A 14,583-nucleotide genomic window follows, 5' to 3' on the forward strand; every position below is an offset into this window, starting at 1 on the left:
GGGAATAGATGGAGCGTAGTGTAACGGAAAGAGCCGGGCGGCGCCGAACACAGCGGCGCCAGTTAAGAGTTAATAGTTAACAGTGAATAGTTAATAGCGAAAACACCGGTAGAGGTGTTGGGGAGCAGCGGCGGGCGCCGTGGCGGCGTCGCGGGCACCCACCGAGCAGCCAGCAAGGCGCCCCCTCGCGAACTATTAACTATTCACTGTTAACTCTTAACTGTTTTTCATCCGCGTTTGACGAGGGCGCGGCGGAGGCCGGGCATGTGGCGGCGGCTGACGTTGAGCGGTTCGTCGACGCCGCGCAGGCGGACTTCGAAGCGGCCCTGGCTGGAGCATTCCAGGCTTTCGATGAAATGCAGCGAGGCCAGGGTGCTGCGGTGGATGCGCACGAACAGGTCGCCGAATTCGTCTTCCAGGGCCTTGAGCGGTTCGTCGATCAGCACGTAGCCGCCGGCATGGTGCACCGCCACGTATTTCTGGTCGGCCTGGAAGTAGCGCACTTCCTCCACCGGCACCAGCTCCAGGCCGCGGTGGGTGCGGGCGCTGAGGTGGCGGCGGCGGCCGCTCTGGTTGGCGGCCATCTTGTGGCTGAGTTCGGCGATCTGCACCCGGTTGAGGGCGCGGGCCTTATCCAGCGCGCGCTTGAGGTCCTGGGCGCCCACCGGCTTGAGCAGATAATCCACCGCGTGCACACGGAAGGCCTGCAGGGCGTGTTCTTCGTAGGCGGTGCAGAAGATCACCGCCGGCGGGTTCTCCATCTTGTCCAGGTGGGCGGCGGCTTCCAGGCCGTCCATGTCGGGCATGCGAATGTCCATCAGCACCACGTCCGGGCGCAGCCGCCCGGCGCTCTCCACCGCTTCGCGGCCGCTGGCGGCTTCCGCGCTGACTTCCATGTTGGCCATCTCCACCAGACGTTTCAGGCGCATTCGGGCCAGGGCCTCGTCGTCGCAGACCAGGACCTTCATTTTCGCGATGTCGTCCATGGGTTCCCCTTCTTCTTATTCACCCGGTTCTTTTATTGGAGCGGGTAGCTGATTTCAATCTCGTAGTGTTGTTGTTGCGAACGGGCCGACACCGACACGCTGGGGCCGTGCAGGGCCTCCAGCCGGTGGCGGATGTTGTCCAGCGCCATGCGGTTGCCCTGGTGCTCGCTGGCGCCCTCCTGCTTGGGGTTGCCGACGCGCAGCACCACCCGGCCCTGTTCGATGGCGGCGGCGATGCGCACCACCCCGCCGCCGGTGAGCGGCTGGATGCCATGATAGATGGCATTTTCCAGCAGCGGTTGCAACGTCAAAAGCGGCAAGGCCACGGATTCGGGCTCCAGTTCAATGCGCCATTCCACGCCCAGACGCTCGCCCAGGCGCAGCTGCTCGATGCGGATATAGCGCTCGCACAGGGCCAGTTCCTCGGCCAGGGTGACCTCGCTGCCACTGTCCTTGAGGCTGGCGCGGAACAGGGAGGACAGATCTTCCACCGCCTGCTCGGCGGCGTCCGGGTCGATGCGGATCAGGGTGGCGATGATGTTCATGGAGTTGAACAGGAAATGCGGTCGGATGCGCGACTGCAGCGCTTGGATACGGGACTTCAGCTCCGCCCGGTCCTTGACCCGCAGCTGCTCCTGCACATAGAAGTAGCGCATCACCAGCCCGGAGATGATCGCCGCGATCAGCACGTTGGCGAGAATATCCCAGTGCCACAACGGCGGCATGGCGGCGGCGGACACCCAGGACATCAGCGCCCGCGCCAGCAGGCTGAACACCAGGGTGTCGAAGGCCACAAGGGCCACCACCGACAACGCCGCCCAGGCCTGCGGCAAACGGTTGAGCCGGCCGCGCAGCTGGCACACCAGCGCCGCCGAGGTGAGCGCGATCCACTGAATAAACAGCGACGTCAGCGCCAGCCGCTCGAACCCGAACGGCTCGAAGTAGCCGGCCACCAGGCTGATCACGATGGCCATCAATTCCGACGCCACCACCACCACCAGCACGGCGCGGGTGGTACACAGGTCGGGCAGAAAGACGTTGTTTTGCGGTTCGGACATGGGCGCTCTTGTTGTCGGAAGGGGCTCGACGCTTTCGGGTACGATACCACCGTCCGGCGATGCTATACTGCGCGCCCTGTCAATTCCCGTATTCCCGCAAGCCGGACGTGAGCAGCAAGATGAGCGACAACCAGCAAAACCAACTCTGGGGCGGCCGCTTCAGCGAGTCCACCGACGCCTTCGTGCAGGCGTTCACCGCCAGCGTCGGCTTTGACCGCCGCATGTACCGCCAGGACATCCAGGGCTCCCAGGCCCACGCCACCATGCTCGCGGAAGCCGGCGTGCTCACCGGCGAGGAGCGCGACGCCATCATCCAGGGCCTGGATGAGATCCGCGCCGAGATCGAGGCCGGTGAATTCGAATGGTCGGTGGCGCTGGAAGACGTGCACATGAACATCGAGGCGCGCCTCACCGACAAGATCGGCATCACCGGCAAGAAGCTGCACACCGGCCGCTCCCGCAACGACCAGGTGGCCACCGACATCCGTCTGTGGCTGCGCGACGAGATCGACCTGATCGACGGCGAAATGGAGCGGCTGATGACCGGCCTGCTGGACCAGGCGGAGCGCGAGGCGGCCACCATCATGCCCGGCTTCACCCACCTGCAGACCGCCCAGCCGGTGACCTTCGGCCACCATCTGCTGGCCTGGTTCGAGATGCTCAAGCGCGACCGGGAACGGCTCGCCGACTGCCGCAAGCGGGTCAACCGCATGCCGCTGGGCGCCGCGGCGCTGGCCGGCACCACCTACCCGATCATCCGCGAGCGCACCCGCGGGCTGCTGGGCTTCGACGAGGTCTGCGAAAACTCCCTGGACGCGGTCAGCGACCGGGATTTCGCGATTGAATTCTGCGCCCTGGCGGCGCTGTGCGTGACCCACCTGTCGCGCATCAGCGAGGAACTGGTGCTGTGGACCAGCGCCCAGTTCAACTTCATCGACCTGCCCGACCGCTTCTGCACCGGCAGCTCGATCATGCCGCAGAAGAAAAACCCGGACGTGCCGGAGCTGGTGCGCGGCAAGACCGGCCGCCTCAACGGCCACCTGATCGCCCTGCTCACCCTGATGAAGAGCCAGCCGCTGGCCTACAACAAGGACAACCAGGAAGACAAGGAACCGCTGTTCGACGCGGTGGACACCCTGGCCGGCTGCCTGCGCGCCTTCGCCGATATGATTCCGGCCATCGAGCCCAACCGGGAAGTGATGCGCGAAGCAGCCCGCCGCGGCTTCGCCACCGCCACCGATCTGGCCGATTATTTGGTGCGCAAGGGCGTGGCCTTCCGCGACGCCCACGAGATCGTCGGCAAGGCGGTGGCGCTGGGCCTTGAGAAAAAGAAGGACCTGAGCGACATGAGCCTGGCCGAGCTGCGCCAGTTCAGCTATCAGATCGACGACGACGTGTTCGAGGTGCTGACCCTGGAAGGCTCGGTGAGCGCCCGCGATCACATCGGCGGCACCGCCCCGGACCAGGTGCGCGCCGCCGTCAAACGCGGCCGCGACGCGCTGCGCTGAGCGCGGCCTGGGCGTGGCCGCCGCATCGTGTCACCGTGTAGAAGCGGCTATACTGCACGCCATTGCACCCATGACGCCGGAGTAGATCGCATGCGCGCGGTTTTTCTGTTGATAGTGATGACGGCCCTGCTCGCCGGCTGCGGCCAGAAAGGCCCGCTCTACAAGGCGGAAGACCGCCCCGAGTCGGCCCAGCCGCTGGGCGGCGACCGCCTGGACGGCGACACCGAAAACGACGACTCATCCAAGGACGACGACCAGGAATGACCATGGATCCCTTCTCCTACCGCGACGGCGAACTGTTCGCCGAAGAGCTGCCCGTGGCCCAGCTGGCGGAACGCTTCGGCACGCCGCTGTACCTGTATTCCCGGGACGCCCTGGAGACCCATTACCACGCCTTCGATGACGCCTTCGGCGAGCATCCGCACCGGGTCTGCTACGCGGTCAAGGCGAACAGCAACTTGGCAGTGCTGCAGGTGCTGGCCCAGGCCGGCGCCGGCTTCGATATCGTCTCCGGCGGCGAGCTGGAGCGGGTGCTGCGCGCCGGCGGCGAGCCGCGCAACATCGTCTTTTCCGGGGTCGGCAAAACCGCCGGGGAAATGGCCGATGCGCTGAAAGTGGGCATCCACTGTTTCAACGTGGAGTCCGCCGCCGAGCTGGAACTGCTCAACCTGGTGGCCGGCGAGCTGGACCGGGTGGCGCCGATCGCGATCCGCGTGAACCCGGACGTGGACGCCCAGACCCACCCCTATATTTCCACCGGCCTGAAAGAGAACAAATTCGGCGTCGACATTCAGAAAGCGCCGGCGCTCTACCAGCGCGCCGCCGAGCTGCCGCACATCAAGGTGCTGGGCATCGACTGCCACATCGGCAGCCAGCTGACCCGCCTGGCGCCGTTCGAGGACGCCCTGGAGCGGGTGCTGAAACTGCTCGGCGACCTGCAGGCCCTGGGCATCGAGATTCACCATCTGGATCTGGGCGGCGGCCTGGGCGTCACCTACCAGGACGAGGCCCCGCCGGCCCGCTCCGACTACGTGCAGGCGCTGCTCAAGCACATCCCCGGCGACCTGCCGGTGCACATCGAGCCGGGCCGCTCGATCGCCGCCAACGCCGGTCTGTTCATCACCCAGGTGCTGTTCCTCAAGCCCACCGAGCACCGCAACTTCGCGGTGGTGGACGGCGCCATGAACGATCTGATCCGCCCCAGCCTGTATTCCGCCTGGCAGGAGATCGTGCCGGTGACCCCCCACGACGCCGACTGCCGCGACTGGGACATCGTCGGCCCGGTGTGCGAAACCGGCGACTTCCTGGGCAAGGACCGGGCACTGGCGCTGGAGGCCGGCGACTACCTGGCGGTGCGCTCCGCCGGCGCCTACGGCTTCGTGATGGCGAGCAACTACAACAGCCGCAACCGGCCCGCGGAAGTGATGGTGGACGGCGACCAGGCGTTCCTGGTGCGCGCCCGCGAAACCGTGGACGAGCAGCTGCGGCTGGAAACCCTGCTGCCCTGAGCCGTTAGCGGGCGGCGTGCTCCAGCAGCACGCCGGCATCGCTCTCCAACCGATAACCCCCGCCACCCTGGCTCAGCTTGCCGTGCAGGAACGGCAACGCTTCCTCCATTTGCCCGGCCAGGGTCCAGGGCGGATTGAGCACCACCAGCCCGGAGCCGGTCATGCCCCGGGCGGCGCCGTCATTGAGCACATTCAATTCCACCCGCAGGTGCTTGTCCGCCAGCCCCATCAGGCCGCGCGCCAGATAATCCGCCCGGCGCCGCTGCAGCATCGGGTACCAGACCACGAAACAACCGGTGTTGAACCGTTTCACCGCCTCGCGCACGCCGGCCACGGTGGCGCGGTCGTCGCCGCTCAGCTCATAGGACGGGTCCACCAGCACCAGGCCGCGCTTGTGCGCCGCCGGCAGCAGCGCCTTGACCCCCGCCCAGGCGTCCTGCTTGTAGACCCGCACCCGGCGGTCGCCGCGAAAATGGGCCTCCAGCAGGGCCGCGTCGGTGCTGTGCAGCTCGGTGACCTGCAGCCGGTCCTGGTCGCGCAGCAGCGCCGCGCTGATCGCCGGCGAGCCCGGGTAATGGCTGAGCCCGCCGGGCCGGCTGAAGCGGCCGACCAGATTCAGATAGCGGTTGATCGCCGGCAGGCCGGTGCTGGCGCCGTACAGACGCGCGATGCCCTCCTGGTATTCGCCGGTCTTCTGCATGTGCTCGGACGCCACCTCATAGACCCCGGCACCACCGTGGGTGTCGTGCACCACGAACGGCTTGTCCTTGAGCAGCAGATGGTCGAGCACCGACACCTGCACCAGGTGCTTGAGCACATCGGCGAAATTACCGGCGTGGTAGCTGTGACGATAGGAAAGCATGAGGCATCCGAAAGATTGGGGGCTGTATTGTAGCGTCTCCTTCACCGCTGTTCCTAACCGGCCCGCGGCCTTACAATGACGCTTTCCCGTAACCCGACTCCGGACGCCGCCATGCGACTGCGCTTTACCAAAATGCACGGCCTGGGCAACGACTTTCTGGTACTCAACGGCTGCGACCAGCCGCTGCCCGAGGACGGCCCGCCGCTGTCGGTGGCGGAGCTGCGCCGCCTGGGTGACCGGCACTTCGGGGTCGGCTTCGACCAGATGCTGGTGGTGCAACCGCCGCGCCACGAGGGCGTGGATTTCCGCTACCGGATCTTCAATGCCGACGGCTCGGAAGTGAGCCAGTGCGGCAACGGCGCGCGCTGCTTCGCGCGCTTCGTGCGCGACGAAGGGCTCACCGACAAGCACCGCATCCGGGTGGAAACCGCCGCCGGCGAGATGACCCTGAACGTCACCGACGACGGCCTGGTCACCGTGGACATGGGCGCGCCGCTGTGGGCGCCGGAAGCGATCCCGTTCCTCGCCAAACAGGAAGCGGACACCTACGTGCTGGTGTCGGGCAACAACGCCTACGAGATCTCGGCGGTGGGCCTGGGCAACCCGCATCTGGTGATGCTCACCGAGAACGTGGACAACGCCCCGGTGGCCACCCTGGGCCCGGAGCTGGAACACCACGAGCAGTTCCCCGAGCGGGTCAACGTGGGCTTCATGCAGATCGTCAGCCGCCGCGAGATCCGCCTGCGGGTGTTCGAGCGCGGCGCCGGCGAGACCCTGGCCTGCGGCTCCGGCGCCTGCGCCGCGGTGGTGTGCGGCCAGCGCCGCGGTCTGCTCGACGACACCGTCACCGTGCATCTGGCCGGCGGCGACCTGCAGGTCCACTACAACGGCAGCGGCGGCATCCGGATGACAGGCCCCGCCAGCCGTGTCTATGATGGCGAAATCGACGTAGCGGGCCCGCCCTCGGACCAGGGCCCCACCACGGAGCCTTCGGCATGACCGACGACACCAAGCTGAGCGCCGACAAGGTGGCCGCCTTTCTGCGCCAGAACCCGGAATTCTTCCAGCAGCGCTCCGACCTGCTGGAACTGATGCGCCTGCCGGACCCGCGCGGCCCGGCGGTTTCGCTGCTGGAGCGCCAGGCGGCGATCCTGCGCGAGCGCAACCAGGAGCTGCGTGAGCGGCTCAACGGCCTGATCGACGTGGCCCGGGAAAACGACCAGCTGTTCGAGCACACCCGCCGCCTGACCCTGGCGCTGCTGGAAGCGCGCAGCACCGACAAGCTGCTGCGCCAGCTGCTGCGCAGCCTGGAAGAGGAATTCCGCTGCGACACCGTGGCGCTGCTGCTGCACGACCGGGAAGCCAAGCTGCTCGGCGAAGTGCGCAAACAGGTGCGCTTCGTCGACCCGGACGACCTGCCGCAGCCGCTGGCGCCGCTGCTGCGTACCGGCAAGGCGGTGTGCGGCGTGCTGCGCGGCGAGGAGCTGAAAGCACTGTTTCAGGACCAGGCCGAGCAGGTGCGCTCCGCCGCCGTGGTGCCGCTGGAGCACAACGGCCGGCTCGGCATTCTCGCCATCGGCAGCCGCGACGCCATGCATTTCCGCAGCTCCATGGGCACCCTGTTCATCACCCATATCGGTCAGGTGCTCAGCCGCCGGCTGGTGGACGTCAGCCGGCCGGCCTCGCCGCGCCAGGCGCAACGTGCCTGAGCGCGGCGACGACACCCTCACCGCCTTCGTGCGCCACCTGGCCAGCGAACGGCGGCTGTCCCCGCATACCGTCAAACACTACCGGCGCGACCTGGAACGGGCGGCGCCCCATCTGCCGCCCTGGACCCAAGTCACGGTGCACGACGTGCGCGCCCTGGTGGCGCGGTTGCACCGCCAGGGTCTGGGCGGGCGCAGCCTGCAGCGTCTGCTCTCCACCCTGCGCACCTTCTATACCTGGATGAATCGCGAAGGGCTGGCCCGGGACAACCCGGCGCTGGACGTGCGCGCGCCGAAAAGCGGCCGGCGCCTGCCCAAGGCCCTGGACGCGGACCAGACCCGCCAGCTGCTCGACGCGGAAGGCGGCGAAGGCCCCCTGGGGCTGCGCGACCAGGCAATGCTGGAACTGCTGTACGCCTGCGGCCTGCGCCTGGCGGAGCTGATCAGCCTCAACCTGGACAGCATCGACCTGGCCGGCGCCCAGCTGGTGGTCACCGGCAAGGGCAACAAGACCCGCTGGCTGCCGGTGGGCACCTCGGCGCTGAACGCGGTGCGCGCCTGGCTGAAAGCCCGCCCCCTGTTCACCGCCGACGCCGACGAGCCGGCCCTGTTCCTGAGCCGGCGCGGGCGGCGCATCAGCCCCTCCAGCGTGCAGCAGCGGCTGCGCCGGGCGGCGCTGGCCCGGGGCCTGGACGACAACCTGCATCCGCACAAGCTGCGCCACTCTTTCGCCACCCATGTGCTGGAGTCCTCCGGCGACCTGCGCGCGGTGCAGGAGCTGCTCGGCCACGCCAACCTGAGCACCACCCAGGTCTATACCCACCTGGATTTCCAGCACCTGGCCAGGATCTACGACGGCGCCCACCCCCGTGCCCAGCGGCGCGAGGAAGACGACTGACCCGCAACCCCTTATTATTGAGCCCATGACCGGACTGAAACTGATCACCTTCGACCTGGACAACACCCTGTGGCCGGTGGACGAGGTGATACGGCAGGCGGAAAAGACCTGCAGCGACTGGATCGCCGAGCACCACCCCTCGGCCGCCGCCGCGCTCACCGCGGAGCGGGTGCGCACGGTGCGCGACGAGCTGGTGCGCGCGCATCCGGATTACCTCAACAACCTGACCCGCCTGCGCCGCGACGCCATGGCCCGGGCCTTCATCGACGCCGGTTTCAAGGAAAAGGAAGCGCGCCACATCGCCGCCGACGCCTTTCAGGTGTTCCACGACGCCCGCAACCGGGTGACGTTCTTTCCCGGCGCCCTGGAGGTGCTGGAAACCCTGGCGGACAGCTACACCCTGGGGGCGCTCAGCAACGGCAACGCCGACCTCAAGCGGATCGGCATCCGCGAGCTGTTCGGCTTCCACCACTCCGCCGAGAGCATCGGCCGGCGCAAGCCGGACCCGGACATGTTCCAGGCCGCCCTGCAGAGCGCCGGCGTGCGGCCCGAGCAGGCGTTGCACGTGGGCGACCACCCGGTGGAAGACGTGGACGCGGCCCGCCAGCACGGCTTCCACGCGGTGTGGGCCAACCTGATCGACCTGCGCTGGCCCGGCGACCTGGACAAACCCGAGCACCATATTCACCATCTGCGCGAACTGACCGACCTGCTGCCCCTGTTCGATGACTGACGCCAACAACTGAAGCCGAGACCCATGACCGATACCCGCGGCCAACTGAAGACCCTGCTAGACGACATGCAGAGCGAACTGCAAACCCTGGGACTGTGGGAAGGCCACCCCCCGGAACCGGAAGCGTTCGAAAGCAGCACGCCGTTCTTCGCCGACCGCATGGATTTCAGCCAGTGGCTGCAGTGGGTGTTCATCGCCCGCTTCCGCGCCCTGCTCGCCGAGCAGCATCCGCTACCGGCGCAGTGCGACGTGGCCCCCATGGCCGAGGAAGCCCTCAAGGAGTTCCCCCAGGACACCGATAACCTGGTGGCCCTGCTGGCCGAGTTCGACGACCACTTCTAAGCCATCCGCTGACCAGGGGCGCCTTCGCGGATCAGGCTGTCGGCGAGCAGCGCCAGCCAGGCGTCTTCGTCGTCGCCGGCGGACAGGGTCCACAGCCAGCGGCCCTGGGCGTCGAGCCCTTCCAGGGCGGTGACCACGCGGCCGGGCCCGGGCCGGCGCAGCCGCCAGACACTGGCCACCCGGCCCATATCCAGCGACACCAGCACACCGTTGTGGGCCAGATGGCAGTGGCCCTTCTGCCAGCGCGGCGGCGACCAGGGCGCGCTCAGACACAGGCGCACGCCGTTGTTGCCGGTGCATACGGTGAAGGCGCGCCGGCGCTGGCCGGCCAGCGCCAGCAGCGCCGGCACCGTTTCCATGCGCACCGGGCAGGCGAACTTATCGCGCACCGCCTGGTAAAGCACCTGGCGGCGGTCGCCGAGGCCGGCCATCAGGTCGCGGAAGCCGTCGTCATCCAGTTGCGACCACTGCCGCTCCAGCTCGGCCACCGCCGGCGAGGCGGCCCGACGGTCGCGGCGCGGCGGCGGCGCGCCCAGCTGGCGCTGGTCCGGATGCAGCATCGCGCAGACCAGTTCCTCGAACGCCAGCCCGCCGGTTTCCGGCGCCACCGCCATCTGCTGCACCGGTGCTCTGTAGCGGTCGAAGAACAGCAGGCTGCGCGCCGGCAGGTCGGCCACCGGCGCCAGCACCGCCATCACCGAATGCCACAGGGGCAGGTTCAACTGCTGGCTGAGCCGGCACTGCTCGCCGCGGGATTCCAGGCAGGCCTCCTCGTCCAGCAGGGTGGGATAGCGCATCGACTGGGACACCCGCGCCCCGTCGGCGAAGGTGGTGACCACCAGCGCGCCGAGCCGGTAGAGCCCCTTGAGGATGGCCAGCGGCTCGTCCTGCAGACGCAGCACCCGGTCGCCAAGGGCGGCGCGGCAGTGATGAAAAGTGGTGGAAACGTCGTTGGCGGACGCCAGAGTGGTGACCGTCACAGCGGACCTCCTGGGGTAACAGGGTGTGGGCAGCTGGCGTCGGCTGGCGTTCCACAGTCAGGGAGAACGGGGGAGCCTTCTGCTATTTGGTGAGGATCAACCGGTTGTTGGCGGTGCGGCGCAGCAAATAGCGTTCGCCGCCGTGCTCGATCCACAGCTTGCCGTCACGGTTGAGCAGCGCCACGCTGGTCGCCACGCTGTCGTCACTGATGGCGATGCTGCGGCCTTGCTTGGCCACGGTGGGGGCGCTCGCTTGGCGGGGGGCAACGGTTCCTTGAGTCATGACGCTTCTCCTTGAGTTTCGTGGCTCGAAAGAATATGAGAATGATTATCATTAATTAATCCGATACCGTCAAGCACCCTGGCACGGTGAGCAAACAATTTTTAACAGCGGGCGACTCAAAGGCCCCGCTTTGGCGACCGGCGGCTATGGAGCTTGTCGCTCCAAGCGCCTAGACTGGCCCTATGAATACAGCTATCGCCTCAAAAGCCATCGAAACGCCCCAGGAAAAGCTGGCGGCGATCCTCGACAGCCATCAGCCGCGCAGTCTGCTGACCGTCAGTCTCAACCCCGTGCCCGTCGCCCAACACTGGTGCGACGATCACGATTGCGAGTTGATCAGCATTCAGGAGCTGGACCCGTTCAAACAGTTGGAAGCCGTGCGCCGGGTGGATATGGCGGTGGTCGCCGACCAGCTTGAATACATGAACCAGAAGGACGGCGAAGCCCTGCTCGGCCTGCTGCGCAACCTGCACACCGATTCCATGGTGGCGGTGTACCAGCCGCGCCTGGCGCCGGAAAAACTGCGCTGGCCGCACAACGGTTTCCTGGCTCTGGGCTGCCGCGAGGAAGGTCACTTCGCCCAGGACGGCCGCGAGCTGGATATCTACAGCTACGATCTGGACGACTATAATTTCCGCCGCCAATGGAATAACCCGCGCTTCTGGGCCAACCCGGAGCACTGGGGAAAATACTGGTGGTAAGCCGCTCTTGATCCTTCAGCGCCTCAAAGAATCACTCTATTTCTGGCGCCGCCATCTGGCGGCGCTGTTCGTTATCAGCGCGCCCTTCGCGCTGATCGGCGAGGCGTTTCAATGGCTGGTGGGGCCGGTGATCGTCAACGACGCCGGCGGCCAGGTGGTGGGCTTCAACGCGGCCAGCATGCTGTTTCTGATGATGCTGCGGCCGCTCGCCGAGGGCGCGCTGATCTTTCAGTTGTCGATCATTCAGCGCGGTGACGGCCAGGGCCCCTGGCACAGTATTCTTGCCGCCTTTCTGCGCTTTCCCTATCTGCTGGGCACCTACTTCCTGATGGCCCTGGCGGTGTCGGTGGGCTGGATGCTGCTGTTCTTCCCGGCGTTCTGGATCTACGCCCGGCTGTGCTTCGCGCCATTCCGGGTGATGCTGCGCGGTGACACACCCCTCAACGCCCTGCGCACCGCCTTTACCCGCAGCGGGCCCTGCCAATGGCACCTGCTGGCGGCGATCCTGCTGGCCGGCACCCTGGTGTTCGCCGTGGCCGGCTTCACCAACAGCCTGTTGGTGGGTGTGCTCGGCGACCATCCCGGTGTGCTGCTGGTGGCCAGCCTGGTGGTGAGCCTGGCCGCCACCCTGGTCAACGTGGTGGCGTTTCGCTTCTGGACCCTGCACGACCAGGACTGACCAGCCGCCAGGCCCGAAACCCTTCCTCACTGCCCAACGCCTCGGCCGCCCGGCGCAGCCGCTCGCGGGTGATGTCGGCGATGGTCGGCCAGCGCGGCTCGCCGGTGGCGTCGCCGCGCTGCACCAGCAGGAAGCGGCGGCCGCCGCCGTCGGCGAGATTCTCGGCGAGCACCGCATGGCCGGTGCTGCCGCTGCCGGCGAAAAAATCCAGCACCAGATCACCGGGACCGGTGGCCAGCCGCAACAGAAAGCGCAGCAAGGCGGTGGGTTTCGGGTAGGTGAACGGCACCCGGGCGCCGAACAACGCCTGCAGTTCCCGGGTGCCGCTGCGCGCGGTGCCGAAGGCGGCGCCGTCCAGCCAGGTGGTGGCCACCTCGCCGTAGGGCTGCTTTTCCTTCAGGAACACCTTGAGCTGCGGCCGGGCGCGCCCGCTCCGACCGAACAGAATGCGGCCGTCGGCCTGCAGCTCGGCGAAGCGCTCCGGCCCGGTCCGCCAGCACCGTCCGGGCGGCGGCTGGAACACCTCGCCGGTGAGCGGATTGGTGATCGGATAGGTCAGCGCCGGACGCACGTTGGGGGCGTCGAACGGATCCGCCTTCCAGGGCCCGCGCGGGTCGTTATCCGGATTGTGGTAGCGCCCCGCCCGCACCGCCACCGGGTAGGCGGCGAAGCCCGGCAGGGAACGCCACAGCGCCTCGTTGGCGGCGGTGAGCCGGCGCTGGGCCTGACGCCGCCGCCGTGCGTAGGCGACCACGTATTCGTGCTGCACGCAGAGGTCGGTGTCGTTCTGGCGCGAGGTGCGCGACTGCCAGGCGAACATGGCGACGAAATTGGCGGCGCCGAAGATTTCGTCGAGCACCAGCCGCAGGGTGTGCACCTCGTGGTCGTCGATGCTGACGAACAGCACCCCGTCGTCGCGCAGCAGCTCCCGGGCCAGCACCAGGCGCGGATAGATCATGTTCAGCCAGGGCCCGTGCCGGCGCCCTTCGTCGTCGGCGGCGCCGGGGCCGTCACCGCGACGGGCGCGGAAATTATCCTCGTACAGGAAGTCGCCGCCGGTGTTGTAGGGCGGGTCGATGTAGATCATCTTCACCCGCTTCAGATAGCGTTTTCGCAAACGCTTGAGCACCGGCAGGTTGTCGCCCTCGATCACGCCGTGGGGCATCCGGGCGGCCTCCAGGCTCGCTTCCGGGCAGGGTTTGAGCACCGCCGCCGCCGGGCTTCGCAGCGCCGCCAGCATCGCCGCTTTGCCCGGCCAGCTGAGCTGGTAGGCCTCCACGGCCCCCGCATCCCAGCGGCCGGTCTCTTCGGGGTCCCGCAATGCCAGCGTTTCCATGGCATCCCGCCGTTGTTGCTCGTCCATTCCCTATTCATGCCCTTGCAGAACCCCTCTGCGCAAAGTATAAACATAGGGATTAGCGCATAAGCAATGGATATATATTGCTTATGCGCAAACCGCAAAGTATAAAAACCCGCAAGCGCAGAGGGAATTGCAATGATGGATGTAGGCAGCATTCTTAGAGAGCAGCGCCGGAACCGTAACGAAACGCTGCAAGTGGTAGCGGCCCGTGCCCACACCGACGCCGGCAACCTGTCGCGTATCGAACGCAACAAGCAGCAACTGACCGTGGTGCAGCTGGTGCGGCTTTGCGACGCCCTGGGGCTGCCGCTGGACGAATTCGCCCGGCGGCTGGACGCGGTGCGGATCAAACCGCGCCGGGTTCGCGACCCCGGCGGTCAGTACGAAACCGCCCGGCGGCGCCTGGCCCTGGGCCTGCCGGTGCTGACCGGCGGTCGCCGGCAAGCCTGACGCCGGCGGGCCGCCGGCCCGGCGTTTCGACAACGCCACAACGGCATTACGACTTGCGCCGATTCAACCTCAACGCCCCGCTATTTGCTAATACGCAATACCGGTAATTTGCGCTATTGCAATTAACACATTGAGGAGGCAAGAGCGCATTCCGAATACTGGGCGGCATGGATATCGGCGGCATTCTCAAAGCAAGGCGCGTGCGCAGGGACGAAACCCTCGAGGACGTGGCGTTTCGGGCGGGCACCGACGCGGGCAATCTGTCGCGCATCGAACGCAACCGGCAGGATGTGTCGGTGCAGCGTCTCGGGCGTCTTTGCGATGCCCTGGAGATGTCGCTCACCGAACTGTTCGAGGAACTGGAAGGCAAGGCCAAGACGCCGCATCTGCGCGATCCGGCCAGCGCCTTCGACAAGGACACCCGCCAACTGATCGAGCTGTCCGACAAACTCAACACTAACGGGCGCCGTCTACTGGTGGACCTGGCCGCCCGCCTCGCCGAGACCAAAGGGCTCTACTGAACCCGCCC

Annotated in this window: 18 protein-coding genes; 12 read left to right on the forward strand and 6 right to left on the reverse strand. The window is 67.1% G+C overall.

The window, feature by feature from the left end; translation table 11 throughout:
* Positions 1 to 227: 227 nt before the first annotated feature.
* Together ISO4_RS03535 and ISO4_RS03540 are read right to left on the reverse strand one after the other, a co-directional pair.
* Positions 228 to 986, reverse strand: a complete 759-nt coding sequence (locus tag ISO4_RS03535) for a LytR/AlgR family response regulator transcription factor (protein WP_431195157.1) — start codon at positions 984 to 986, stop codon at positions 228 to 230.
* A 32-nt stretch (positions 987 to 1,018) separates the two neighbouring features.
* Complete coding sequence (locus tag ISO4_RS03540; protein WP_194855178.1) at positions 1,019 to 2,044, reverse strand: sensor histidine kinase; 1,026 nt, start codon at positions 2,042 to 2,044, stop codon at positions 1,019 to 1,021.
* 119 nt (positions 2,045 to 2,163) lie between these two features.
* Between ISO4_RS03540 and argH the strand changes: the two genes are divergently transcribed.
* The 3 genes from argH (at position 2,164) to lysA (ending at position 5,060) form a co-directional block, all read left to right on the forward strand.
* Entirely contained in the window at positions 2,164 to 3,552 is a 1,389-nt protein-coding gene (gene argH / locus ISO4_RS03545; protein WP_194855179.1) for an argininosuccinate lyase, read from the forward strand.
* A 90-nt stretch (positions 3,553 to 3,642) separates the two neighbouring features.
* Positions 3,643 to 3,816 (forward strand): LPS translocon maturation chaperone LptM, encoded by a 174-nt coding sequence (gene lptM / locus ISO4_RS03550; RefSeq protein WP_142949150.1) that lies wholly within the window; start codon positions 3,643 to 3,645, stop codon positions 3,814 to 3,816.
* A gap of 2 nt (positions 3,817 to 3,818) precedes the next feature.
* Positions 3,819 to 5,060, forward strand: coding sequence for a diaminopimelate decarboxylase (gene lysA, locus ISO4_RS03555; RefSeq protein WP_194855180.1), 1,242 nt, complete (start codon positions 3,819 to 3,821; stop codon positions 5,058 to 5,060).
* Positions 5,061 to 5,064: 4 nt separating this feature from the next.
* Here the strand turns inward: lysA and ISO4_RS03560 are convergent, their stop codons facing one another.
* Positions 5,065 to 5,922, reverse strand: coding sequence for a 23S rRNA (adenine(2030)-N(6))-methyltransferase RlmJ (locus tag ISO4_RS03560; RefSeq protein WP_194855181.1), 858 nt, complete (start codon positions 5,920 to 5,922; stop codon positions 5,065 to 5,067).
* Positions 5,923 to 6,033: 111 nt separating this feature from the next.
* On the opposite strand from ISO4_RS03560, the gene dapF reads away from it, so the two are divergent.
* The 5 genes from dapF to ISO4_RS03585 are packed head-to-tail and all read left to right on the forward strand — an operon-like array spanning position 6,034 to position 9,601.
* On the forward strand, positions 6,034 to 6,921 hold the full coding sequence (gene dapF, locus ISO4_RS03565; RefSeq protein WP_194855182.1) for a diaminopimelate epimerase: 888 nt from the start codon (positions 6,034 to 6,036) through the stop codon (positions 6,919 to 6,921).
* Positions 6,918 to 7,631, forward strand: coding sequence for a DUF484 family protein (locus tag ISO4_RS03570; RefSeq protein WP_194855183.1), 714 nt, complete (start codon positions 6,918 to 6,920; stop codon positions 7,629 to 7,631). Before dapF ends, ISO4_RS03570 begins: the two co-directional genes overlap by 4 nt.
* Positions 7,624 to 8,526 (forward strand): tyrosine recombinase XerC, encoded by a 903-nt coding sequence (xerC, locus tag ISO4_RS03575; protein WP_194855184.1) that lies wholly within the window; start codon positions 7,624 to 7,626, stop codon positions 8,524 to 8,526. Before ISO4_RS03570 ends, xerC begins: the two co-directional genes overlap by 8 nt.
* 25 nt (positions 8,527 to 8,551) lie before the next feature.
* Positions 8,552 to 9,259, forward strand: coding sequence for an HAD family hydrolase (locus ISO4_RS03580; protein ID WP_194855185.1), 708 nt, complete (start codon positions 8,552 to 8,554; stop codon positions 9,257 to 9,259).
* Between the two features lie 24 nt (positions 9,260 to 9,283).
* Positions 9,284 to 9,601, forward strand: a complete 318-nt coding sequence (locus ISO4_RS03585) for a YqcC family protein (protein ID WP_194855186.1) — start codon at positions 9,284 to 9,286, stop codon at positions 9,599 to 9,601.
* Here the strand turns inward: ISO4_RS03585 and ISO4_RS03590 are convergent.
* Both ISO4_RS03590 and ISO4_RS03595 read right to left on the reverse strand, forming a co-directional pair.
* On the reverse strand, positions 9,598 to 10,581 hold the full coding sequence (locus tag ISO4_RS03590) for a ChuX/HutX family heme-like substrate-binding protein (RefSeq protein ID WP_323745330.1): 984 nt from the start codon (positions 10,579 to 10,581) through the stop codon (positions 9,598 to 9,600). The genes ISO4_RS03585 and ISO4_RS03590 overlap by 4 nt on opposite strands.
* Before the next feature lie 82 nt (positions 10,582 to 10,663).
* Positions 10,664 to 10,864, reverse strand: a complete 201-nt coding sequence (locus ISO4_RS03595; RefSeq protein ID WP_142949158.1) for a hemin uptake protein HemP — start codon at positions 10,862 to 10,864, stop codon at positions 10,664 to 10,666.
* Between the two features lie 182 nt (positions 10,865 to 11,046).
* On the opposite strand from ISO4_RS03595, the gene ISO4_RS03600 reads away from it, so the two are divergent.
* A complete protein-coding gene (locus tag ISO4_RS03600) occupies positions 11,047 to 11,565 on the forward strand; it encodes a DUF6231 family protein (protein WP_142949159.1) in 519 nt (172 codons plus the stop codon).
* Between the two features lie 7 nt (positions 11,566 to 11,572).
* Complete coding sequence (locus tag ISO4_RS03605; protein ID WP_194855187.1) at positions 11,573 to 12,244, forward strand: hypothetical protein; 672 nt, start codon at positions 11,573 to 11,575, stop codon at positions 12,242 to 12,244.
* Here ISO4_RS03605 and ISO4_RS03610 read toward each other — a convergent pair.
* On the reverse strand, positions 12,198 to 13,607 hold the full coding sequence (locus ISO4_RS03610; RefSeq protein ID WP_194855188.1) for a site-specific DNA-methyltransferase: 1,410 nt from the start codon (positions 13,605 to 13,607) through the stop codon (positions 12,198 to 12,200). The two genes, ISO4_RS03605 and ISO4_RS03610, sit on opposite strands and share 47 nt — an antisense overlap.
* Before the next feature lie 132 nt (positions 13,608 to 13,739).
* On the opposite strand from ISO4_RS03610, the gene ISO4_RS03615 reads away from it, so the two are divergent.
* Complete coding sequence (locus tag ISO4_RS03615; RefSeq protein WP_194855189.1) at positions 13,740 to 14,054, forward strand: helix-turn-helix domain-containing protein; 315 nt, start codon at positions 13,740 to 13,742, stop codon at positions 14,052 to 14,054.
* Positions 14,055 to 14,254: 200 nt separating this feature from the next.
* Positions 14,255 to 14,575: a helix-turn-helix domain-containing protein gene (locus ISO4_RS03620; RefSeq protein WP_370184805.1), complete on the forward strand. Its 321-nt coding sequence runs from the start codon at positions 14,255 to 14,257 to the stop codon at positions 14,573 to 14,575.
* The last annotated feature ends 8 nt before the right edge of the window (positions 14,576 to 14,583 follow it).

Origin of the sequence: Alloalcanivorax venustensis ISO4, assembly GCF_015356855.1 — a bacterium.
Taxonomy (GTDB): domain Bacteria; phylum Pseudomonadota; class Gammaproteobacteria; order Pseudomonadales; family Alcanivoracaceae; genus Alloalcanivorax; species Alloalcanivorax venustensis.